The organism is Fodinibius sp. Rm-B-1B1-1, from assembly GCF_038594945.1.
Lineage (GTDB): Bacteria > Bacteroidota > Rhodothermia > Balneolales > Balneolaceae > Fodinibius > Fodinibius alkaliphilus.
The window spans coordinates 1,563,185-1,587,859 of the sequence record NZ_JBCFYD010000001.1 but is presented as its reverse complement, the minus strand read 5'-3'; the positions used below and the strand labels follow the sequence as shown (position 1 = coordinate 1,587,859).

Below are 24,675 nucleotides of genomic sequence, written 5' to 3'. Positions count from 1 at the left end.
ATTCATTCATTATTTAAAATCATTATAAATAAAATAGCCTGATTATTGTATGCTTGGTTTAATGATGAGAGCTCTGCTATTCACGGCCTCTGTTTTTCTTTTAACCCAAACTGGTCTCGCACAAAACAGTCAAATTAAAGGACGGATTGTTAACAGCAACAATGATCCGGTAACTGATGCATACGTGATCTTAGGAAATAATAACCAGATAGACATCACTGATAAAAATGGGAGATTCTTTTTGTCTGATCTGATGGCCGGCACTCATTCCATCACAATCAGTAAAATAGGGTATCAGACAACCGAGAAACAGGTAGAGGTAAAACATAATGCTACAAAAGAACTACAGATTATGCTTCATACCCGTCGTTACCAGGCGCCCAGTGTTGTAGTCACTGCAACCCGTACTCGAAAAGATATTGAGGAAGTGCCCACCCCAGTTACGGTTATTAAGAAGGATGAAATAAGAAATTCTGGCAATACACGACTCAGTGATGTTCTTGCCGAACAAACCGGCCTCGTATTAACCTCCGACCACGGTACCGGGGTTCAAGTGCAGGGATTTGATCCTGAATATACACTCATCATGATTGATGGTCAGCCGATGATCGGAAGAACAGCTGGTACGCTTGACCTCTCTCGCATAAGTGTGGGGAATATAAAGCAAGTTGAAATGATGAAGGGACCTTCTTCTGCATTATGGGGTAGTGATGCCATGGCAGGGGTTATCAATATCATCACAGAAAAAGGGAATCGGCCTTTCGAGATGGATGTCACTTCGCGCTACGGTACAAACCAGACTTTCGATATCGGTACTAACATTTCATCGAACAGTAGTAACTGGCAAAATGATATTTCATTTAATCGCAACAGCTCTGCCGGCTATAGCCTCGTACCCGGATCTATTTCGCAAACTGTGCCCGATTATGAAAATTATACCGGCACCTATCGTACTGAGCTCGCTATCAGCGATCGAATTCAAACAGCCTTACATGCGCGGTATTATCATGAAACCCAGCAAAGCACGGACTTTATTGGTTCGCAAGATAATCCCACCTTGCTAAATGATAAGGCCATCCAGGAAGACTACAGCTTGACACCATCCTTCCACTTTAACGTGAACGCAAAACTAAATATTGATACAGAATATCACTACAGTGGCTACCGAACCGAGCGTGAATTTGTATATCAAGAAAATGATCAACTTTATCAGCGCGATACCTTTAAACAAACCTATCAAAAAGCTGAAATCCGTGGGAATTATTCATGGGATGCAAACCATATTTCAACTTTTGGAACCGGCTTAAATTGGGAACAACTGAGGGCAGAACGATATAAAGGCAATCCCGACTTTCAAAACATCTTCATTTTTGGACAGCACGAATGGCTTCCATCCAATAAGATGGATCTCATTGCCGGGTTCCGATACGATGCTCACAGTGAATATACTAATCAGTTTAGCCCCAAGTTTTCGGCCCGATATGAGCTTTTCGATTGGTTTCAGCTTCGCGGTTCGGTTGGCCGTGGGTTTAAAGCGCCCGACTTTAGACAGCTCTTCCTAAACTTTTCTAACCCCACGGTAGGTTATACGGTATTAGGTTCGAGTACGGTTAAAGAGGAACTTACCCAGTTAGATAAGGAAGGAAAGATTGACCGCATTCTACTTCCCCTGGACAACCTTAGCGAGATTACTGCCGAGCGATCCTGGGCATATAACGTGGGCTTCGATCTTTACCCTCTGCCTGATCTACAGCTGCGCATCAATGCATTCAGAAATAATGTGGATGATCTTATTGAAACAGCCCCCATTGCTGAAAAAACAAATGGACAATCGGTATATAGCTACTTTAATCTCGAACAAATTTATACTCAGGGTATCGAGACACAAATACGCTGGAATCCCATTTCTGGACTAAATGCATCACTGGGATATCAGCTTTTAGATGCTCGACGCCAAATCCAGCAAACCCAAACCGTTCAGGATGAAAATGGGAACCCTATCCAAAAAGAGATTAGCAAGTATGAGCCTATGTTCAATCGGTCTAAACATTCAGCAAATATAAAGCTGTTTTACCATTACAAACCTTGGGATATCGAGACTAACATTCGTGGTCGGTGGCATGGTCGGTATGGTCGGTTTGATGCTAACGGCAACGGATTTGTGGATTCCGGCGAATATGAAGAGGGATATACGCTGTGGAATTCCGCTGTTGCAAAAACATTCGCCGACAAGTATAAGATTCAGTTTGGCATCGATAACATCTTCGACTTTACCCGACCACAACAGCTTTCGTACCTGCCCGGACGCATTTATTACGCACAGATTTCACTCCAACTATACTAACACTAAACCAAAAGCGATACTATGTACACACTTAACGACAAACCACTATTCGTAATCACACTTATTGCAAGTAGCCTATTACTATTTTCTGCCTGTAGCGACGACTCCACGGGCCCTGATGTTCCGGAATCACAACTTGAGCTGCACACTGCCGAAGATGTTCCGGCTAATCCCAATGCAGAACGTGGTGCACCTGCTAATTATACATTCTATGACCTTCAAAATGGTGAGGTCGTTGCTGATGAAGATTCCGCGTCAAGTGAATGGGACTTGGCATTCTCAAGTACTACTGTATTAACCAACAGCGGAGTAAGTGGACCTGGTAACGGTGGTGCAGTTATTCTTGATATCCCCTTTGATGAGGTTACCATTGCCCCTTCTGAAGGATATAACACAGATACGGAAGATTCTCTTGCTATTCCTACTGGTGATGAAAACGGTTGGTACAACTATACGGGAATGGAACAAACACCCAATCATGCAGTTCTCCCCATTGAAGATAAAACTATTGTTGTACGCACCGGTGACGGCGATCATTATGCAAAAATCCGCATCTTAAGCTACTACAAGGGCAATCCAGATATTTCGAGCGACCAACAGTATCCTCCAGAAGATGATCGTTACTACACCTTTGAATATGCCATCCAAATGAATGGTACCCGAGAATTAAACTAAAACGTTTCTTACTTGAAGTCACCTATTACCTTAGCAAATGACTTTCGGAAAATTTTATCACTAACATCAATCGAACGATTTAAAATAACTTTACACACATGAAATTATCACCTCGAAAAATAGCTGGCGTTTTAGCAATTTTTATTATCACTTTTTGCTATTCCCAATCTCACGCCCAAGATACCGGGATACTTATCATGGCGCACGGCGGTGGTGAGGAATGGAATCAACATGTTAAAGATGCCGCTGACCCATTAGAAGAGACCTATCCCGTAGAATTTGCCTGGGGAATGGCCAACTATGTCACCCTCCAAAATGCTATTCAGCAGTTGGAACAACAGGGCGTATCGCACATCGTAGCCATACCACTTTTTATCTCCAGTTATAGTCCAATTATCAGGCAAAATGAATATCTCTTTGGGATGCGTGATTCCCTGGCCGACCGCGCTATGCCCCTGATGCATCACACCGAGGAATATGTAGAAATGACTGAAGCCAAGATTGATTCTTCGGATTACATGCATGGCATGCTGATGCCTCCAAACCTTCCACAACTTGATATTAATACCGAAATTACCATGACTTCGGCTCTGGATAATCACGACATTGTGGCCAAAATTTTATATGATCGTGTTAGCACGCTAAGCGAAAATCCCGCTAATGAAACAGTAGTTATTGCTGCCCACGGTCCCAGCAGAGAGAGTGATAATAAAATGTGGCTCCAAAACATGGAATCACTTTCACAAAAAGTTCAGACAATACAACAAAACAAGGGCAAAGAGTTTAAACAGATCTTTTCCTTAACCGTCCGGGATGATGCAAGAGAGGTTATTCATGACCAAGCAAAGGAAAACTTCCGAGCCATTGTTCGTCAGTCGAGCCAATTCGGCGACGTAATTGTAGTTCCACTTTTTCTTTCATCCAGCGGACGTGAAGATGCCGTCGCTGAACGTTTATCCGGACTCGATTTTAAATGGAGTGGACGAACGTTACTTCCCGATGAGAAAATCAGTGCATTTCTGATCAATTCTGTAGAAAATGCTCTATCTGACACTTCCTCAGCAATGAGATAGTGTACTTAACAGCCCACAAGAAAAGCCTGACTGATCCAATTCAGTCGGGCTTTTTTATTGCTGTAGATCTTGAGAGATACTCCAACACCTAAATGAATTTAGCCTTGGCTAAATATTTATTATGTCTTATATTATTTTTAGTTAAGGCTAAAAAATATTTTCACCCAATGAAATTCCTCGGTCAGTGCTTACTCATTCTAATATTAACTCCTCTGCTATCCCTTGCACAATCATCTTCGGGTACCATCAAAGGACAGGTCATCAGTAAAGGCGAGCCTGTTGCCGGTGCTAATGTTACCATTGCTGATATACAAAAAGGTTCTCCAACAGATGAGATGGGATCATTTATCATCAAGGATATTTCGGTTGGTACATATGACTTAACCATTTCTGCCGTTGGCTTTTGGCCCCATTTACAAAAAATATCCATCAAAAATAACGAGACTGTTACCGTACAAATAAACCTTAAACCTAAAACAGAAGAACTGGGCCAAGTAGTCGTTACGGGATCTATGCGTGAGACCTTCGTTAAAGAAAGCCCCGTAAAAGTTCAGGTTCTCAGCAATGAGCATCTTCAAAAAACAGGGGCTGCCAATCTTATGGAATCGGTCAACTTTTTGAATGGGCTCTACCAAGAAGTTAGCTGCGGGGTATGTGGTACCAATAGCGTACGTATCAATGGTATGGATGGACCTTATACCGCCATCCTGATAGATGGTATGCCCATAATGGGTTCACTGGCTTCTGTATATGGTCTTAATGGAATTAATACCAGTAGCATCCGTAATATTGAAATTATCAAAGGTCCCAATTCTACACTTTATGGATCTGAAGCCATGGGAGGAGTCATCAATGTAATTACAAAAAATCCTGCTACAGCAGCTCCTTTAGAAATAGACGGTTCTTTTTCTACCCATGAAGAAGCCAGTCTTTCCCTAACCGGATCGCAAAAACTGGGAAAAACCCAAACACTACTGGGAATCGATGGTCTTTATTTTGATAAATTCCTCGACCATAATGATGACGGTTTTGCTGATATCACAAAGCGGAAAAAGCTTTCTATTTTCAACAAGTGGAGTTTTGAAAGATCAGAGGCACGGCAGTTTAACCTGGCATTCAAACTTTATCTTGAAGACCGGCTGGGAGGTACCAAGAAATATTCTCATGATCAACGCGGCAGTAATCAAATATATGGAGAATCAATTAATACGCACCGGTTCGAGATGTTAGGCACCTACGATTTGCCCATTTCATCACAAGATATCCGCGCCGAATTTTCGTACAGTTACCACAGTCAAAACAGTTATTACGGGACCTATCATTACACTGCCGACCAGCAAATTTATTTTACAAACGTAATATGGGATAAGCGCTTTACCCCCTGGCGTCAATTACTGGTAGGAGCCACTTCCCGAGTTGATGCTCTCAACCAAACCTTTGACGATATACGCCTCGACGAAGGTTCACGAGATATACGATTTATCCCAGGTGTTTTTAGCCAATATGAACATACCTTTAACGAACACATAAAAGCGCTGGGCGGCTTACGAATTGACCATTATAAGCAACACGGCTTTATTTTTTCGCCTCGCGCCAATGCCAAATTTGACCTTTCTGACCATACGACCCTTCGACTCAATGGAGGCACGGGCTTTCGGGTTGTAAATCTTTTTACCGAAGAACACGAGGCCTTAACAGGTTCACGTCGTGTCGTTATTGAAGAAGAGCTAAACCCCGAACGATCGGTCAACGGAACTATAAATTTGAACCAAATTATCGATATTGGCACCAGTGTGCTTAATATTGATTTGGATCTGTTTTACTCCCATTTTAGTAATCAGATTATTCCCGACTATTCGCAGGCTAATGAAATCAGGTATAAAAATTTAGAGGGATACTCTGTTTCACGCGGCATTTCTGTAAGTGCTGCCCATAACTTTCCGTCGCCACTGCAGTATTCCATAGGATTTACCTATCAAGATGTCTTTGAATCTAATCATGGTATTCAATCAGCCATTCATTTTGCCCCAAAGTGGTCTGGTGTTTTTACCGCTACATATACCATCCCCAAAACAAACATTAGCATAAACTATTCGGGACGTGGGGTTGGAAATATGAAGCTGCCGGAATATGATGGCTATATCAACGAATCTCCTGTATTTTCTGAACATAACCTTAAACTAAGCCGCCCGTTCGGATCATTTATTACCGGCTATATCACTGCCAAAAATATCGGGAATTATACGCAACCCAACCCTATTATTGCAGCTGATCGTCCTTTTAGCGATGACTTTGCCACTGACCATGTATACGGCCCCATACAAACACGTCGCTTTTTAGTGGGAGTTCAGATTAGCCTTGAGTAGAATAAATTATAACTCGGCCACAAATATATTTTTAGCTACATCGTTGCCAACGACCTGCTCATCATTCTCAACCAATAAAGTGATAGGTCCCTCAAACGGCGCTTTTTCTTTAATCGTAACTTTTATGCCCGGCAGTAATCCAATTTTTTCGAGGTAGCGTAACAGTTCCGGATCCTGATCCTTGACCCGGCTTACCATGTATTGCTGATCGGGTTGTCCGTCCACAAGAGGCTGACCTTCAATTTCGGGCATCAGTCCATCTTTTGTGGGGATGGGATCACCGTGTGGATCATGGGTAGGATCGTCAAGTAGTTGGGCTATTTTATCTTCAAATTGCTCTGAAATATGGTGCTCAAGCTTTTCAGCCTCATCATGCACCTCATCCCAAGAATAACCCATAACCTCCAACAGATAAAGCTCCAAAAGTCGGTGATGACGTATAATCTCAAGAGCAATCTTTTGACCTGATTCCGTAAGCCGTGCCCCTTTATAAGACTGATAGTCTACCAATCCCATTTGATCAAGCCGTTTAACCATATTCGTGGCCGAAGCCGAAGAAACTTCCAACGATTTAGCAATCTTGGTCGTTGAAGCCCCCGTTTCCTCAGTTTGAAGGGTATAAATTGCTTTTAAATAATCTTCAACTGCTTGACTTAATACCATACCTTATCTAATGCCATATTAATAATTTTAGGGGCTAAATATAGCATATATCCCAATTCTATAACACCTTACTTATAGTCTAAATCTCCACATCATGCTTTTTTAGATACGTCTTGAACGACTCTTTACCCGTCAAATCCATACCTACAAAGGCAACTAACTTATCAAATATCTCAGCAGGTAAAAATCCTGGTTGACCACCGATAATACTACCTCCAGAATCTAAAAAGATAAAAGTAGGCGTTGAACTTACTCTGAACTGTCTTGCCAATTGTTTTTCTGTCATCAAGTCATTATTGAAAGTGATCTTTCGATCAGATTCAATATCTAACTTCACAGAATAAAAATACTTCTCCAGACTGTCCTGCACTGCCTTCTCTGGAAATACCTCTTTGTACATTTTTTTGCAATACCCACACCACTCAGCTTCTGCAAAAATCATCACTTTTTTTTCATTCTCCTCCGCCAACTCTTGTGCTTCTGTAAGTGACTTCCAATCTATTCCCGACTGAGCCTGCCCCATTATGGTTCCTAAGCAAAAAACACTAATTACTGTTGCAAGTATTTTTACTCTTATATTTTTATACATTCGATAAATTATTTACTGTTTTTGCCATTCAATTTCATAACCATAATCGTCATATCATCATGTTGCTTCGCATCACCAATAAATGAGTGCACATCATGAGCCAGCAAATCTAAAATTTGTTTGGCAGACTTTTTAGCATTTTCGCTAACCATTTTATTAAATCGCTCGCTACCATAAAATTTGTGATGTTCATTTAAAGCTTCCACAATACCATCAGTATAGAGAATCAATAATTCATTATCACTAAGCGACACCGAAACCTCTTCTATATGTTCGTCAAATGAATCTCTGGATAGTCCTATTCCAATACCACTTGGTTTCAGCTCCTCAATACCCAATCCGTTAGATCCTACTTTTAAGATGGGATTATGTCCTGCCCTTGCAAAGGTAAACGTCTGTTTTTGGAGATCTATTATCCCATAAACCAATGAAATGAACGTCCCCCGTTGGGCATTGTCATAAAATAGCCGATTTACTTTTTTGAGGATCTCAGCCGGCGAATCTATCTCTCGGCATAAGCTATGAAGTATACCTTTAATAAAGGTCATATAAAATGCAGCTTGAAAACCCTTGCCACTTACATCCCCAATCGTTATTGCAATACGGTGATCATCTAACCGAATAAAATCATAATAATCGCCCCCTGTTTCGTAAGCCGGCTTACAGATAGCCGCCATATCGAGCCCCTGAAAGTGAGGTTTTCGAGTTGGTAAAAATGACTGCTGAACTTCCCGGGCAATTTGTAATTCCTGCTTAATACGTTCTTCCTGAGCCAGCGCTTCTACATAATCAGGTACATATTCTGATAACGATTGCTGAGTGACCCCCTTGGTCAAGAATAAAATACCCGCTACAATGTTAAAACCCAGAAATCCACAAAGAATTAAAAAGATATAAAGGTCTGGAGAGTCCGGCACAATCCACCCAGTGGATACTTCTATCATCAGCAAAAATACCAAGTGGCTAAAAAAAGTGGTTAACAGATCCCATTTAAGGAAAATGGTTGTCAAAGCAATGCCCATAATTCCAAACACAGCGGCCTCTTGCAATGCCGGACCTACTGCTTGTTCCGTGGGCGATATTAGTAAAATAGCCACAACTATTATCCCACTGGTAACCCATTCATTCTTGAAAAAATCATACGCCTGTGCTCCAATAATCGAAAAAGCAATAAGGACGACCGACAAACTATAAATGCCACTTTGCAAGAGTGAATACAGAGGGGGCCATGCTGCCTCATAAGTCAAAAATGTACGTTCAACATCAAATGAAAGCTCTGGAAACACATACAAGGCTCCCGACCAAATCCCGCAAAGGATAAATGCCAAAACAGTGGACCGAAGGATCATTTCACCAATAGGCTTGTTAAATAGCATGCCCTGCCGCAAGTAGTCATAGCTGTACAATTTTTCAGGCCAATACTGGCGCATCAAAGAATCTCCCACTGCAAATAGGGTGAAAAATATGATAGATGAGAAGGCACCGGCAAAACCCATCTGTAACACCAGACTTAACAAATCCATCGATTGCGAATCTCCAAACAGGGATGTCTCGCGCCATCGCTCTAAAAAGACCATTGCCGGAATTATAAGTCCCGCTAAAATACCAACTACCAATGCGGATTTCGTATCAATTGCACGAGACCTAATCCGAAAGAAAAACAGTACAACAACTGCTAATCCGAATATGAGCACTCCTGCCAGGCGCGACATATCCAACACCCCGGGGAATTCCTCTTCACTTTCAGGATTATTGTAAACCACATCAAGATTTACCAATACCCCTGTAGACAATAACTGAAGATCCACCGTTATGTCCTGATTCATTGACGGCTCAACAGAGGTAAATGACACATCGGCAACAGGTTGCGAATGAACAGTCTCAATCTGGATATTGGACAGTTCTAATCGATTAACATCCCATCCACTATTTATTAAATAATATGTCGCCAAGTTGTTAATATTTGACCGTGTGAACATATGCACCTGCGAGTCATCACCAGATTGGGCAACAGAATCATCCCTAACAATTTCTTGATACCCCCTATCAGTATCAAACCGTAGGACCCGATCCCATGCACTGTCTGGTAATGTTTTCCACAGCTCCAAATTAGCATCCGCATCAAACGCGGCAATAAGTGCTTCCCTATTTACCCTATTTGCAGGGATTTTATTAGTCGGATTTGCAAACTCTATTAGCTTTCCCTCTTCATTGAGCCTAATGATAGTATACTCCTCCCCATCACTAAAATTTGAGGATTGTTGCTCATTAGAATATCGAATCTCCCAATAATAAGGATATATATTATGCTCTTTATCTCTCTTCAACCTTTGAATTACCTGTTGCCTTCCATAATCGGCCTGCAGGCTATCAAATAGCTTCTTATTTGCATTAAAACTAACATTAGCATATTTCGCAGACGAATACCCAAGTGCATTGTATACAGAATCAGCTTGCCCTTTTGCAGTATGTTCACTTAACTCTGTATGTATTGCGCTGCGCGGCTCCTGACTTGAATAACTTAGAAAAAAACCAAACACACATAACAAACCCACGGCTATAAAAATAAAGTCGGAAACGTTAAACGCTTGATTTTTATTTAGTAACGACATGCACCTCAGGTCAACCAATATTATAGTTGTGTTCCTTCACGCACGAATATCCCAAATTGTTTCGTAAATTTCTGCACTAACTTAAATTCAGCATTTAACTCTATGTGTCTGATCGTTTTCTCATACAAACAACATCCTCAATATCCCCTTATTTTTGCTGCCAACAGGGATGAAAATTATGAACGCCCTACCCGATCTGCGGAGTTTTGGGATGAAAACCCCAATATTTTAGCGGGCAAGGATCTAAAAGCCGGGGGTACGTGGATGGGGGTCAACAAAAGCGGAGAGTTTTCGGCCATTACCAATTATCGGGACCCAAATATCAAGAAAGAAGATCCACCAAGCCGGGGACAGTTAGTGCTGGACTTTCTAAAAAATGATGTCCCCCCTTCATCCTATCTTAAAAAACTACAACACCGGGCCGGGCAGTTTATGGGATTTAATTTATTAGCAGGATCTCTTAATGAGCTTGGCTACTACTCCAACCAACAAGACAAAATTCTTTTTCTGGGTGAAGGATTATACGGGCTCAGCAATCACCTTCTTGAAACTCCCTGGCCAAAAGTGCGGCGCGCAAAAGATAAAATGCGGACGATCATTTCAAACAATAACATTGCCCCTGCTCCCCTTTTAGATTTACTGGCTGATGATCGCGAAGCCCCTGACAATGAATTACCAGACACCGGTATCCCAAAAGAGATCGAAAAGAAAGTATCTCCCATCTTCATCAAAAGTGATGGTTACGGGACCCGCTGCTCTACGGTTTTACTGGTTGACCATAATGGCACAGTCACTTTTGCTGAGCGGCGATTTAAAACTGGCACCATGGAAGTAGAAGAAGAGAATCGATACGAGTTTTCTATTATTCAGTAGTTACGCACCTCAATCCAAAGCAATACGTTAACATAGCGCGAGCATCCGCTCGTGCTATTCCTATTACTTCTCACACAATACTTTAAGATATTAATCCAGCGAAGTGCTCGCAGCTTCTTTTCCTTCGGGCGTATATTCTTTGGGATCGGGAGTTTTACCGAACTGGAAAATAATGGCTACAATAACTGCTACACCAGTGGGATAAATTATCCAAGCGGGAACACCAAGCACCATTATGGCAATCAAGCTTAGGATACTGATTCCCCCTACAATCATCGCATATGGAAGCTGAGTATTGACGTGCTCCACATGATCACATTGTGTGGCAATAGAACTGAGAATGGTCGTATCCGAAATAGGAGAACAGTGATCGCCCCACACCGATCCGGCCAGTACAGAGCTCACGCTGGCATAAATAATTTCTGCTGTAATAGTATAATCCAGCCCGGTATTATTGCTGATCTCCCAAGCCAACGGCACCACCAGTGGCATCAAAATACCCATCGTTCCCCAGCTGGAGCCCGTTGCAAAAGCCGTCAGTGCTGAGAGAACAAACACAATAGCCGGTAACCAGTAAGGATTCAACGTTTCTCCGAACACACTCATTAAATAATCGGCGGTACCGAGCTCCACAGTTAGTGCACTCAATGCCCAAGCCAAAACAAGAATTAACAACCCATCAAACATGGTATGCATACCCTCCATCATACCCTCGAGCATGTCTTCAATTTTGAGCAATTTTTGGGAAAGTGTCATAATAATAGCTACCGTAATGGAGAGCAGTGATCCCCAAAGCAATGCTTTGTATGAATCTGCAGTTTCAATAATTGACTGTATAGAATCGCCAGATCCTGTAAGAAACAACCCTGTAATCGTGCCTAATACAAGGGTTGCAATAGGTATTACCGCATTCGCCCAGTGGGATACTTTCTTTGTTTTTTCATCATCCTCAATTTTGTCCTTCCACAAGTTATAGGTATCAAGCTCTGGATTGTGCTTAGCTTTGTAAAGATTGATGCGCGCTTTGAGCATCGTTGAGAAATCGCGTCCCGACCAAGCAATAAGAATCACAAAAAGAATTGTAAAGAAAGCATAAAAATTATAGGGCAGCGAGCTTAGAAAAATACCATAGGCTGATTCATTAAAATTTGGCATCCGCGAAGAGGCATCCGCAATAAAACCAACCATAGCACCAATCCATGTACTGACGAGGGCTACCGTTGCAATGGGAGCCGCAGTCGCATCCACTAAGTATGCAAGCTTAGCACGAGAAATACGAAGTTTATCGGTAAGTGGACGCATGGTGCTACCAACGACCATGGTATTGGCGTAGTCATCGAAAAAGACCACAAAACCCATTAACGCTGTCATCAACTGTCCACGGACTTTCGTACGTATATACTTTGTTACACGTTCAATGACGCCACGCGTACCACCGTTGTCAGTAATAATACCCACCATCCCGCCGATAAGAATAGTAAATATGATGATACTCATGTGACTTTCATCGGCCGTTGCGGGGACGATATATCCATCAAGGGCTGTAAAAAAACTGGTGAATACTCCTCCAAACGAAAGATCGCCTGCTAAAAAAGCACCACACCATATCCCCAGAAACAAGGCAAAAAGCACCTGCCGAAAAATGAGAGCGATCCCGATTGCTACAAGAGGGGGCAAAATACTGAACCAACTACCGCTTTCGATACCTGTATTGACCGCTTCTCCTGCAGCTTGGGTAGCATCGGGTGAAGCGTATCCAAAATTGATTAACAGCAATACTGAAAATAATCCTGCTAAAACAAATAGTGCTTTACGCTTCATAAGTAGGTTTTTAATTAATTTTGGAGTGATCTATACCAAACGCATATTTGATCAATGAAAATACAATCTCTGAGATAATTTGCCAGAAAAAATTCATGGATATCTTTATTAGCACAAGTAGGTGCTTGCTCCATGTTATTTCCTTATAAGAACGCGTACTTCTATATATTATATGATCGAATAAGCGCACATTTCGTAAGAATAAAAAAACCCTGCGGGTTATGTAAAACCTGCAGGGTTTAATAGACTATTTTATTTGATAAAAATTATCCCAACTTTTCGATCGCTGTATTAATGCGACGAACAGTCGTTTCTTTACCAAGTAATTCAATGGTGGGCGTAAGGTCAGGGCCGTAACCCATACCCGATACGGCCACACGAAGCGGCATCATTACTGGACCAAAACCAACATCATATTCTTCAATCACTTCTTTAATTTTATCTTTAAGCGTTTTGGCTTCGAACTCGTCCTCGTCGAGACCTTCAATTTTCTCGATATACGCCTCGAGTAGCTCAGCACTATTATCATTCCACTTTTTGGTCGCCTTATCTTCGTACTCTTCGGGATCCTCAAAGAAAAAGCGTCCCATAGTTACAAAGTCTTCAATCTTGCTCACACGATCTTTCATTAGAGGGATAATCTCCTTCATATACTCTTCATCGGGATCAAGGTCGTGTTCTTTGGCAATCTCCTGAACCCGTGGCCATAACTCATCGGCCGGTTTTTCTCGGAGATAGTGCTCGTTATACCAAATCAACTTTTTGTAATCAAATACTGCCCCGCCCTTACTTACACGATCCAACGAAAATAATTCGCACAGCTCGTCGAGTGAATGTATTTCTGAATCGTCACCGGGACTCCATCCCAGATAGGCCAGAAAGTTCACCAGTGCTTCGGGCTCAAACTTCTGCTCAATATAATCTTTTGTGTTAATAGGAATGCCCTCAGTTTCTGCTTTACGCTTGGAGAGCTTCCCACCGCTGGGCGACATAATAAGCGGTAAGTGCGCCATCTTAGGCGGCTCCCAGCCAAAATATTCGTACATCAGAATGTGTTTAGGCGTACTGCTGAGCCACTCCTCACCGCGAATCACGTGCGAAATCTCCATCAGGTGATCATCCACCACATTCGCTAAATGGTAAGTTGGCATACCGTCCGACTTCAACAGTACCTGGTCATCAAGCCCCTTACTCTCGAAGGATACAAAGCCACGTACTTCATCTTCAAAACGGATGGTTTCACGTCGCGGGACTTTGAGTCGAATTACATACTCTTCTCCTTCTTCCAGCTTGCGCTCTACTTCCTCTTCGGGCAGCGTCAAGCTATTTTTCATCGACATGCGAGTAATAGCATCGTACTTGGGTGATGGGTTACCCGATTTCTTAAGTCGTTCCCGCATCTGATCAAGTTCCTCGGTGGTATCAAAAGCGTAGTACGCATTGCCCTGTTCCACGAGCTGTTCAGCATACTGCTCATACATATCCTTGCGTTCACTCTGTCGATATGGGCCTACATCACCCGGATTTTCGGGACCTTCATCAACATCCATCCCAACCCACTTCAACGATTCTTTAATATCATCTTCGGCGCCCTCTACATAGCGGGTCTGATCCGTATCTTCAATACGGAGCACGAAGGTTCCATCATTTCCTTTGGCAAATAAATAATTATACAGGGCCGTTCGCAGTCCACCGATATGCAATAATCCCGTGGGCGAAGGCGCAAAACGTACGCGTACACTACCTTCCATAAAGCTGGCTAATTGGATTAAAATAATTTCTGTTCAATGCGTCGAAAAATAAGGCTTATAGTGCACTTGTGCTAATAGTGATACATGATCCGTAATGCGGTAAGAAGTAATTTTTAATTCTTAATTTTTAATTCTTAATTCGACATGATAGATCTAAATTCACTCGATCCGTTTTTTACTCTATGAAAATTGCGCTTTTAACACCTCAATTCGCTCCTAATCTTTATGATTTGGCTGCCATGCTGCAGGCCGACCGCGTTATTTTGCAGGATGTAGAACGATGGTCGCGCAAAAGCCGAATTCACCGCGCCCAAATTCGAACACCCGAAGGTACGCAGTGGATTAACATTCCGATCCGTACCAAAGATCGTAAAAAAGCCATTACCGATGTGCGCATGGATCATTCCGAAGACTGGATATCTCCTTTACTACGCACACTGGAATATAACTATCGCAACAGCATTTACTACGATTTTTACGAACCGGAAATCAAAGCCGATTGGAAATCTGCTTATGACTATACCTACCTGATGGAATTTATTCTATACATTCAAAAACGGCTGTTTCGTTTTATGGATATTAATATTGAATATGAGCTGGCCAGTGAGCTTCCGGAATATGATTCTAATCCCAACTTACTGGCTCAAAAGCTGGGCACTGATACCTTATTTCAGGAACACAATAGCCGACATTACCAACGGCAGGCGGAGCAAAAAACAGATCCCGATTTTGAACACCCTAAATATCACCAGCATTTTGAAGGGTTCGAGCCATGGTGCTGCATTTTAGATGTGCTGTTTCAATTTGGGCCGGAAAGCTTTCGAATTACCGATCAACTTGTTGAAAAAGTTGAAGGTTAAATGTTAAAAGTTTACCCTTAAAAACCTTCAACGTTTAACCTTGTAACATTCAACCTTAAGATGGACTGCCAAAAGCATCTTTTTTCTCTTCCAAATGATCACCATTACATTAACTGCTCGTATCTTTCACCATTGTTGAAGTCTGTTGAAGATGCTGGTATCGAGGGAATTAAAAGTAATAACCGTCCTTGGAAAACAAAGCCCAATCACTTTTTTGAAGATAGTGCTACCTTACGATCTCTCTTTGCACAGCTTGTCCATGCCCCCAAAGCTAACGATGTGGCTATTATGCCGGCTGTTTCGTACGGCTTGGCAACGGTAGCCAAAAATATCAATCCCGATAAGGGGAATACTATTATCATTGCCGGTGAGCAATTCCCCAGCAACGTGTACGCATGGCGACGGTTTTGTAAGGAGCACAATTGTCAGATTAAAACAGTTGATGCACCCGGGGAATTTAAGAACCGAGGCCAACGGTGGAATGAGCGTATTATAGATGCCATCGATTCGGATACGCTCTTAGTAGCACTGGGTAATGTACATTGGACCGACGGCACATGGTTTGATCTTAAAACGATTGGAGAAAAAGCTCGAAGTAATAATGCCTATTTTGTAATTGATGGCACGCAATCGGTGGGCGCTTTGCCCATCAACGTGCAAGAAATTCAGGCTGATGCGCTCATCTGTGCGGGGTATAAATGGCTGATGGGTCCCTATGCGATGACGTTGGGGTATTTCGGTCCACGCCTGCAAGATGGTATTCCACTTGAGGAAGGCTGGATTGTTCGCAAAAACAGCGAGGATTTTAGTGGGCTTGTAGATTATGAGGATGGCTACCAACCGGGTGCCCAACGATTTGATGTAGGGGAACGCAGCAACTTTGTGTTGGTACCCATGATGATTGAGGCACTCAAACAGATCCTGAAATGGAAACCTAAAAACATCCAGGCGTATTGCAAGCACCTGACTGCGAACCTGGAGAAAGGTTTACCCGACCACGGATATCAGATTGAGGATTCGGAGTGGAGAGCCGGGCACATGTTTGGCATCCGGCTGCCAACATCTGTATCCCTACAAAAATTACAACAGCAACTCGATGAACATAATATCCACGTTTCGGTACGGGGCTCGGCGGTGCGCATTTCGCCCAATGTGTATAATGACAAAACAGACATTTCTATGCTCTTTGATGTACTTAAAGAAGTAGCCGACAACACATAAATTACTAACAAACTTCAACAACTGTAAAGAGTTTGGAACGGCTTTCCAATACCTTCTTGAGATATAGTACAGTCATCATTTTAGTATTGATGTATATCCTTTAATGTTTTCCCGCTGCGATTGTTTTTACCCCCTTCTATCTCGTTGCCCTTAGGAACAAGGGCAATCAATAACTGGTGGCTCAACTGGAAACCCATTGACAGTTTTAAATCCACAATCCTAATCAAAAAATAAAACCCAACTCCCCGATATTGTAAAAAACATCTCCTTACTTAATTTCACTGCACAAGTTTACTATTCCTGTTCGGTCAGAATCTTTTAATATCTGTCCTTCCCCCCTCATCTCATACTTCCCTTTTCTTTTCCAATTACTTGCGTCCCATTCTGTTATAAAATTCTATCCTCTGTGGGGCTCATATTTTTAATATCGTTTAAGTGCTTTAAACAATCAGCGATAACATAACACTGCGTTATCCTGCTTTCCTTTGATTTAGCACCAGCAAATTCAAGAGTAATGGCTGTCAAGCAAACTCTTAACAGTACATTAAGCTGGGACTATTTAAGTACAGGGTGTGCAAACAGATAAAAATCAACTGAAATAAAACTGCATTTAAAGGTCATGGGGTTCTTAAAAGAATTTTTAGGGGATATGAGAATGAAAAAAATGAATAACAATAATGACAGTAACTGGACCATTGGGAAACGTATTTTCACCCTTGGAGCTATCAGTACCCTCATTACGCTCGTCTTGGGATTAGTCGCAATTTATGCTCTTACAACTATAAACAACCATTCCAACAAGCTTGAACAGGCCTATCTGCCGGAGTGGAAGCTTTCAACTGAATTAAAAGAGCACGTCAGCGAAATTGGATTTACACAACTGCGTTACGAAATTCAATACGATGAGCAACTGTACAATCACATGGTGACCTATTTCGGAAAAATTGACAGCGTCATAAATGAGACAGATAAACTTTCCCAAAACCAGGAACTAACGCAACTGTCGAACAGGATAGGCGAACTTGAAACTAAGGCCGATACCTATCGCAATGCCATTGCCAACTTCCACGAAACTTCGACCCAAAATATTGAGAGCCGAAATCGCTCGCAGCAATCCGCCCAAAAAGCCCTGCAGCTTCTCAAACAATCTCTTGACGAAACATCGGGAGCTGAAGCTCTACAAATTAGTCAAATTCGAAGTACGCTTTTGGATGCCCAACGAATGTTGTGGGTTGATATCGGAACCAATACAACTGAAGGGCTTCAACATGTAGTGCAAAAAATTGAAGAGGCAAAAGGTATGCTCGAAGGATTGGCCGACTCTACCGACGGCAGTTATGATCAAGTATTATCAGAAATTGATAATAATATTGCTGCCACAACAAATTTCATTCAATCAACTAACGAACTTGTTGACCGCAGAGAAGATGCCTTTAATGGGAATCAAGGAATATACTGGGCATCACAAGAAATAAATAAAACAGCCCGAAAAAGTACGGATGAACTTGGTAACTTAACCAGTGCCACTGTCTCTCAATATATCTGGTTCCTTGGAATCGGAGTGGCCCTGGCCGTTATTATCAACTTGGCATTTGGTAGCTGGAGCAGCCATTCAACCACATCCATATTACGAAATCTTATTGATCGACTGAGAGGAGGAGCTCAACAAGTTAACGCATCTTCTGATCAACTTTCCGGGGCCAGCCAAGAGCTTGCCGAAAGTGCCAACCAACAGGCAGCCAGCCTTCAGGAAACCACTTCCTCCCTTGAAGAAATGTCCTCACAAATCAAACAAACGGCCGAAAATTCCAGCGAAGCTGAAACAGCTATGAATCGAGCCAAACCCCTGGTTCAAGACGGAGTTGAAGCAATGGAACGGATGAATGAGGCCATGGAAGAAATCAAAAAATCATCAGAAGAAACATCCAAAATTATTAAAACTATTGATGACATTGCATTCCAAACAAATCTTCTTGCGCTGAACGCCGCGGTAGAAGCTGCCCGAGCGGGCGAAGCAGGTAAGGGATTTGCAGTAGTAGCCGAGGAAGTCCGAAATCTGGCTCAACGAAGTGCAGAGGCCGCTAAAGATACCGAAGAACTTATCCAGCAGTCCCAGGAAAATACCGAACGTGGTAGTGATGTAGCCGATGAGGTCTCTGAAAACCTTGTCAAGATCAAGGATAGTGTTTCGGATGTAAGCACCCTGGTTGTTGAAATTTCAGCGGCATCCAAAGAACAGGCAGCAGGGATCCAACAGATGAACTCCACGATGAACCAAATGGACGAGACCGTCCAACAAAATGCCTCGGCATCTGAGGAATCTGCAAGCTCTGCGGAGGAACTGTCTTCACAGGCAAGTGAACTCAAAGTACTTGTTAATGCACTTACCGAACTTGCCGGTGGCCAAAATGAAACATCCCGGAGATCTACTCCAAAAACACTGGGCCAAAATGGCAACCAGTCTCAACATGCAGTTCCAAATAATAAACCTCATCGACAAAAAGACACTCAAAACGATGCTGAATTAGAGGAATTGATTCCTTTCGGAAGCAATGATGATTTCAGCGATTTTTAAGCCCCATTTTTCAACCTAATATTTCTCAGTTTTCACCATGAAAAAAACATTATTTACTACACTCATTCTCTTTATCACATCTGGAGTTTATGCTCAGCATATCCAAACTCACTATGATTTTGGAAAAGACCGACAGATGCTTACTACTACGCTTGAGATGTTCAAGGCTGATGCTTACGGAAGCTCATTCTTTTTTGTTGATTTTGAATATGGTAGCAAAACATCCAATGTAGATGGCGTTTCCCTTGCATATATGGAAATAGCCCGGGAGCTAAAATTTTGGGACCCTCCGGTTGCCATCCGGGCCGAATATGACGGCGGACTATTTCGGACATCCGAATTCTCTGCTCCTATCAATAGTGCTTACCTGCTCGGGGGAAGTTATACCTTTAGTAACAGTACCTTCTCAAAAATGCTGAATCTTCAAGCAATGTATAAATACATCGAGGACAAGCATGATGCTTCTTTTCAAATTACGGCTGTATGGGCACTACACTTTTTTGACAGGAAACTATCATTCAACGGTTTTGCAGATTTCTGGCGGGAAGATAATGTCGTATTCGATAACAACGGTAACGCATCCAGCACCAACTTTGTATTTCTGACAGAACCGCAACTTTGGTATAACTTTACGAAACATTTCTCAGCGGGTAGTGAAATAGAAATAAGCTCTAACTTTAGCGCCAACAAAGGATTTAAGGTAAATCCCACACTGGGACTAAAATGGTTTTTTTAGGAACTTATTTTCTCCCATGATATCCGGACATTGAATATATTCGGGAAGTACACAATCTTTTCCAATAAAAAAAGCCCCGACAATATGCCGGGGCTTTGTAATTTAATGTGATGATGTATTAGTCATCGGGATTCAAAATATTATCAATCCGAACTTCTACATCCGCCAAGTGCGCGCCTGTTGCACGATCACTTACCCGATTCTTAGTATTTTGCACATCATCCTGCAAGATTTGCAACTGATTGCGAACAATGGGCCGAATATCTGACTGACTTACATTTACATCCGTCCACCCAAGGAAATCCTTAAAGGCATCTGGAATGCTTGGAAGCTCTTCATTCATCAAGTATTCCATGCGCTCGAGATATGCACGCTGTAGATTACGTCGATGTACATCAATAGTGCGATTATTGTCGAGCTCTGACCAAATACCGTTCCGGACATCATCCATCATTTCAAAGGCATCGTATGTATCATCTGATGAACGAGCATCAAACTCGATAAGTCGAGCTATCCGCTGCGGATCAGTAAGATCGTTAAGAACTCGTACCTGTGCACTTCGCATGTCATCAACAACAGTAGATTGGTTTATGCGATCAAGAATATCTTCTTCAAGCAACCAATCGGGCGTCATAAACCCATAGTCGATGAGGAAATCCATGGCACGCTGTTGGGTTTCTTGGGGCACAAAGGTGTATACAGGACCGTCTTGGTTGTAGGTTTTGTGATCTTCGTACACACCACCTACGTTTTTAGTTACGTGTCCCATATAGCGATTCCACTGTGCCACTACATTATTATAAAGCTCTTCCAGCTCAGCAAAGTTGGCGCCGTCGCGGTCGGTCCATTCCACCAAGTTTGATGTTATACGCTTCAAGTTGGCAATTCCAAGTTCACTGGCTTTCATGGCATCATTTCCGAGATCCTCATTTTGTGACCGCGGATCTATTTTGTTACCGGTCTGCTGACCATAAAAATAACGGGGATCATCTGCGCGTTCTCGGGTCCACTCGTTAAGGGTGGCAACTTTATCTTCTTCGCTCATATCTTTAGGGAACCATGTGTATCCCCATTTTACAGCCCACTTGTCATACTCACCTACAGCTGGATGAAAATCTTTCACGCCATCTTCGGGCTGGGCAACGTAATTGAAACGGGCATAATCCATAATGGATGGAGCCGTACCGTGCTCCTCGGTAAATGAAGGAGAACGAAGCGAATCTACCGGATAAGCATAACTTGATCCGTAGTTGTGTGGCAGTCCGATTGTGTGTCCAACTTCGTGGGCCGAAACAAATCGGATGAGTTCACCCATCACTTCATCTTTAAATTGTACCGCTCGGGCATCCGGATTGGCGGCCGCTGTTTGTACAAAGTACCAGTTGCGAAGCAAATTCATTACGTTGTGATACCAACCGATATCGCTCTCCAGAATCTGGCCGGTTCGCGGATCATGTACATGCGGACCATATGCATTCTGAATATCGGAAGCGAAGTATCGAATTACCGAATACCGTACATCTTCGGGACTCCATTCAGGGTTTTCCTCCTCAGAGGGGGGATCTTTAGCAATAATAGCATTTTTAAATCCAGCGGCCTCAAAAGCTTTTTGCCAATCCTCTACTCCCTGCTTCAAATATGGGCGCCATTTTTGGGGCGTAGCAGGATCAATATAGTACACAATAGGATTTTCGGGCTCTACGAGCTCTCCATTCAAATAAGCCTCCTTATCACTGGGCACCAACTTATAACGAGTAACATACTGTACATCGTTGGCCTTGTGACGCTCCGTGCCATAATCTGTTTGCTGAACGCTAAAATATCCTACCCGCTGATCATAAGAACGTGTTTCCCATTCCTCATCAGGTAACAACACCATACTATGGTTAATCTCTAACGAAATGGTACCCGTTGATGAACTTGAAGGCGGATTTGCAGCATCATACGTCATCCAGTTTCGTGCCTCAATATTTTCTGGATAACTATTAATATGCTCAATAAAAGAACGTTCCGTATCTAACCTCCGTACTCTGTATTCTTCTCGCTGATAACTTTGGAGTCCAAGCGAGGGAATATCACTGGCATATAGTTTAGTTACATCGATAACCACCCCGGCCGAGTCCTTTCCGAGGGATTTTACATCAAAAGATGCAATAATAGGCTCAAAGTTTGAGTTTTGAACCGCCTCGTAGACGGGAAGTGAATCGCTGGCTACATTCTCATACGAGACATGTCGCAATAATACCTTGTCGTCTTTCTTTTGCCAACGTACAACTTGCGTGTTTAACTTTTCGCCACCGTAACCAATTTCGTCTTGTGTTTCGGCAATACGCGAAACAAGTAACATCTCCCGACTTAGTAATGAATCCGGAATTTCGTAAAAATAATCCGTATCGATTTTGTGGACGTCAAATAATCCCGAATCCGTTTCCGCTTCACCAGTGATAACTTCACTGTACGGCTTCATTCCGTTATCTGATTTAGCAGATGGCGGGCCATCGCTTTTTGATTGGTCTTGAGCACTTTGAGTACTGGCACATGCCCCTAACAAACCGGCACATAACACCATGATACTCAAACGCTTCAAATCCTTGAAGATAGAATAACTCATAGATGGTTTTTTAGTTTAATATTAGTTAACAAAAATGCTCTCTTAAAGTGAGAGCTGTAGCGAAATGAATCAACTCTAATTATAGATTTAGATGTAAAAAGATATTTTCCCGTGAATTTCACAAACACTTTTAACGTCATAGAATATATTAAAGTAATTCTACCTGTACTGATTAGTCAATTTGCCTAAGCTTTATTACCTTAATTAGCTATACGTAATTAAAGCAATATCATTGGAACACCTACTTTACTTTCTGAAAGATTTAAAACGGGTTGGAGCAGTAGCTCCCAGTTCTAAGTTCTTAGCCAAAGATCTTGTGGCCCAGTTACAGAATAAACTTGCTGATTCGAACTGCGCCCCCTTGAATATTCTTGAAGTTGGTGCTGGTACGGGTTCGCTGACAAAACAAATAGCAAAACAGCTCCGCCCACAGGATTCGTTAGACATCGTTGAGATTCATAAAAAGTTCTATCAAATAATTGGTTCCAAGTATCGCCTCAATAATAATATTCGTATCCATCATGCTGATATCTTAAACTTTCATCCCCAGAAAAAGTACGATTTTATATTTTCAAGCCTTCCCTATGAAAATATGCCCGAAGAAATAACCAAACAGATTTGGGAGAAAAAGCTTAGCCTCTGCTCTTCAGAGGCATATATCAGTTATTTCAAGTATCTGAAATTTCGAAATTTTAAAAGTGATTTTGAGGAAAAGATTGTTAATAGTTTCAAACATGACAAGAAAATTGTCTTTTTAAATATTCCTCCCGCCAAAATTTACACCCTCGAAATCAACCAGGCAGATAACAAGCAGGCTGCGATAAAAAGCTCAAACGTGGCATAATTAAAAGAATCCCAAATTTAGCACGGCCAACAGCAAGCTAAATAAGAACGCCCATCCGAAGTTTTTGATCTTCATCCCCTCAATTAACGCATCTACCAACATCAGCATTAGAGCGTTAATTACAAGTATAAATAAACCAAACGTAATAATTGTAACAGGCAGCGTTAGAAAAACTAATATAGGCTTTACCAAGGTATTTACGATAGCCAAAAGAATGGCGACCCCTACTGCCGTAAAGAAGCTTTTTATTTGCACACCCTTTAAAATATAGCCGATAAGAAAGATCCCAATGCTATTTATTAATAATGACCAAATCATACCTTTGTCTGTTTTGATTAAAGAGAGGTAGGCTATACGAAGAACAGGGACAAAAGTTGGGATCAGTTGTTCTTTTTTAAACTCTCAAGCTTAGAGGCCAGTTCATCAAAAGCTTGATCTGAAAGTTGAACGAGCTCATCTATTTGGTGATCTAAATCTGCTGAAATATCTTCCGATTTGGCCTGTTGCTCAATATCTACAATAATCTCACTTGCGCGATCCATACCCATATATTTAAAATTGGGTTTAACCTTATGTGCAACTTTCGCAAGGGCCGACCAGTTTCTATCCCTGGAGTGTTTTTTGATTTCTTTCAGTGCATTGGGTGCATCTGAAAGAAACGTTTCCGTTACTTCAATTACTATAGATTGATCACCCATAGCAATTTCATTCAAGTAAGAAAGGTCAGAAACGGAATCAGTATCCACAGTGTAACAGCAATAAAATTAGATGATATTTCTATTATAACACTATGCTATTGCCTGCAGTGCAATCTTATATTTCACCCAGTAAACAATACAATGCCCACTAAAACCAAGAGCGTAATTTTTAAAATTAATGCCTTCCAATCTTTCATTATGATATCCCCAAAACTTAAAGTTGTATTTTGTAGGAAAAGCAACTAAGTAATAACAAATACTTGATTTAATATCAAGTTATCAACACCACTTATAATGTACGTATCTGTAATTGCCTTCCTTATTTTGGTTTTCAAGAGATATGAAAAGGCATTTTGTTACAAA

General features: G+C 41.9%; 18 protein-coding genes. 10 read left to right on the top strand and 8 right to left on the bottom strand.

Going from position 1 to position 24,675, the window contains the following annotated elements:
• Positions 1-49 precede the first annotated feature (49 nt).
• The 4 genes from AAFH98_RS07105 (at position 50) to AAFH98_RS07090 (ending at position 6,458) form a co-directional block, all read left to right on the top strand.
• Positions 50-2,344 (top strand): TonB-dependent receptor, encoded by a 2,295-nt coding sequence (locus AAFH98_RS07105; protein ID WP_342522003.1) that lies wholly within the window; start codon positions 50-52, stop codon positions 2,342-2,344.
• A gap of 21 nt (positions 2,345-2,365) precedes the next feature.
• On the top strand, positions 2,366-3,019 hold the full coding sequence (locus AAFH98_RS07100) for an HmuY family protein (RefSeq protein WP_342522002.1): 654 nt from the start codon (positions 2,366-2,368) through the stop codon (positions 3,017-3,019).
• Positions 3,020-3,117: 98 nt separating this feature from the next.
• Positions 3,118-4,092, top strand: coding sequence for a sirohydrochlorin chelatase (locus AAFH98_RS07095; protein WP_342522001.1), 975 nt, complete (start codon positions 3,118-3,120; stop codon positions 4,090-4,092).
• A gap of 167 nt (positions 4,093-4,259) precedes the next feature.
• On the top strand, positions 4,260-6,458 hold the full coding sequence (locus AAFH98_RS07090) for a TonB-dependent receptor (protein ID WP_342522000.1): 2,199 nt from the start codon (positions 4,260-4,262) through the stop codon (positions 6,456-6,458).
• Positions 6,459-6,464: 6 nt separating this feature from the next.
• Here the strand turns inward: AAFH98_RS07090 and AAFH98_RS07085 are convergent, their stop codons facing one another.
• The 3 genes from AAFH98_RS07085 to AAFH98_RS07075 all read right to left on the bottom strand — a co-directional run bounded on the left by AAFH98_RS07085 (position 6,465) and on the right by AAFH98_RS07075 (position 10,322).
• Complete coding sequence (locus AAFH98_RS07085) at positions 6,465-7,121, bottom strand: metal-dependent transcriptional regulator (RefSeq protein ID WP_342521999.1); 657 nt, start codon at positions 7,119-7,121, stop codon at positions 6,465-6,467.
• A 79-nt stretch (positions 7,122-7,200) separates the two neighbouring features.
• Entirely contained in the window at positions 7,201-7,710 is a 510-nt protein-coding gene (locus AAFH98_RS07080; RefSeq protein ID WP_342521998.1) for a thioredoxin family protein, read from the bottom strand.
• An 8-nt stretch (positions 7,711-7,718) separates the two neighbouring features.
• Positions 7,719-10,322, bottom strand: a complete 2,604-nt coding sequence (locus AAFH98_RS07075; RefSeq protein WP_342521997.1) for a PP2C family protein-serine/threonine phosphatase — start codon at positions 10,320-10,322, stop codon at positions 7,719-7,721.
• A 102-nt stretch (positions 10,323-10,424) separates the two neighbouring features.
• On the opposite strand from AAFH98_RS07075, the gene AAFH98_RS07070 reads away from it, so the two are divergent.
• Entirely contained in the window at positions 10,425-11,195 is a 771-nt protein-coding gene (locus AAFH98_RS07070) for an NRDE family protein (RefSeq protein WP_342521996.1), read from the top strand.
• A gap of 90 nt (positions 11,196-11,285) precedes the next feature.
• Here the strand turns inward: AAFH98_RS07070 and AAFH98_RS07065 are convergent, their stop codons facing one another.
• A complete protein-coding gene (locus AAFH98_RS07065) occupies positions 11,286-13,016 on the bottom strand; it encodes a Na+/H+ antiporter NhaC family protein (protein ID WP_342521995.1) in 1,731 nt (576 codons plus the stop codon).
• A gap of 266 nt (positions 13,017-13,282) precedes the next feature.
• A complete protein-coding gene (gene gltX, locus AAFH98_RS07060; RefSeq protein ID WP_342521994.1) occupies positions 13,283-14,767 on the bottom strand; it encodes a glutamate--tRNA ligase in 1,485 nt (494 codons plus the stop codon).
• Positions 14,768-14,949: 182 nt separating this feature from the next.
• Here gltX and AAFH98_RS07055 point away from each other — a divergent pair, with 182 nt between their 5' ends.
• From AAFH98_RS07055 to AAFH98_RS07040, 4 genes are all read left to right on the top strand, one after another.
• Complete coding sequence (locus AAFH98_RS07055) at positions 14,950-15,627, top strand: WbqC family protein (protein ID WP_342521993.1); 678 nt, start codon at positions 14,950-14,952, stop codon at positions 15,625-15,627.
• A gap of 60 nt (positions 15,628-15,687) precedes the next feature.
• A complete protein-coding gene (locus AAFH98_RS07050) occupies positions 15,688-16,848 on the top strand; it encodes an aminotransferase class V-fold PLP-dependent enzyme (RefSeq protein ID WP_342521992.1) in 1,161 nt (386 codons plus the stop codon).
• A 649-nt stretch (positions 16,849-17,497) separates the two neighbouring features.
• Positions 17,498-19,423, top strand: coding sequence for a methyl-accepting chemotaxis protein (locus tag AAFH98_RS07045; RefSeq protein WP_342521991.1), 1,926 nt, complete (start codon positions 17,498-17,500; stop codon positions 19,421-19,423).
• 37 nt (positions 19,424-19,460) lie between these two features.
• Positions 19,461-20,159: a DUF5020 family protein gene (locus AAFH98_RS07040; protein WP_342521990.1), complete on the top strand. Its 699-nt coding sequence runs from the start codon at positions 19,461-19,463 to the stop codon at positions 20,157-20,159.
• A 118-nt stretch (positions 20,160-20,277) separates the two neighbouring features.
• Here the strand turns inward: AAFH98_RS07040 and AAFH98_RS07035 are convergent, their stop codons facing one another.
• Entirely contained in the window at positions 20,278-22,770 is a 2,493-nt protein-coding gene (locus AAFH98_RS07035) for a zinc-dependent metalloprotease (RefSeq protein ID WP_342521989.1), read from the bottom strand.
• 232 nt (positions 22,771-23,002) lie between these two features.
• On the opposite strand from AAFH98_RS07035, the gene AAFH98_RS07030 reads away from it, so the two are divergent.
• Positions 23,003-23,614, top strand: coding sequence for a class I SAM-dependent methyltransferase (locus tag AAFH98_RS07030; RefSeq protein ID WP_342521988.1), 612 nt, complete (start codon positions 23,003-23,005; stop codon positions 23,612-23,614).
• On the opposite strand, the gene AAFH98_RS07025 is transcribed toward AAFH98_RS07030, so the two are convergent.
• A complete protein-coding gene (locus tag AAFH98_RS07025) occupies positions 23,615-23,932 on the bottom strand; it encodes a phage holin family protein (RefSeq protein WP_342521987.1) in 318 nt (105 codons plus the stop codon). It lies immediately after the preceding gene.
• 62 nt (positions 23,933-23,994) lie between these two features.
• The gene (locus tag AAFH98_RS07020; protein WP_342521986.1) at positions 23,995-24,360 is read right to left on the bottom strand and encodes an Hpt domain-containing protein; all 366 of its coding nucleotides are present in this window, start codon (positions 24,358-24,360) and stop codon (positions 23,995-23,997) included.
• Positions 24,361-24,675: the final 315 nt, after the last annotated feature.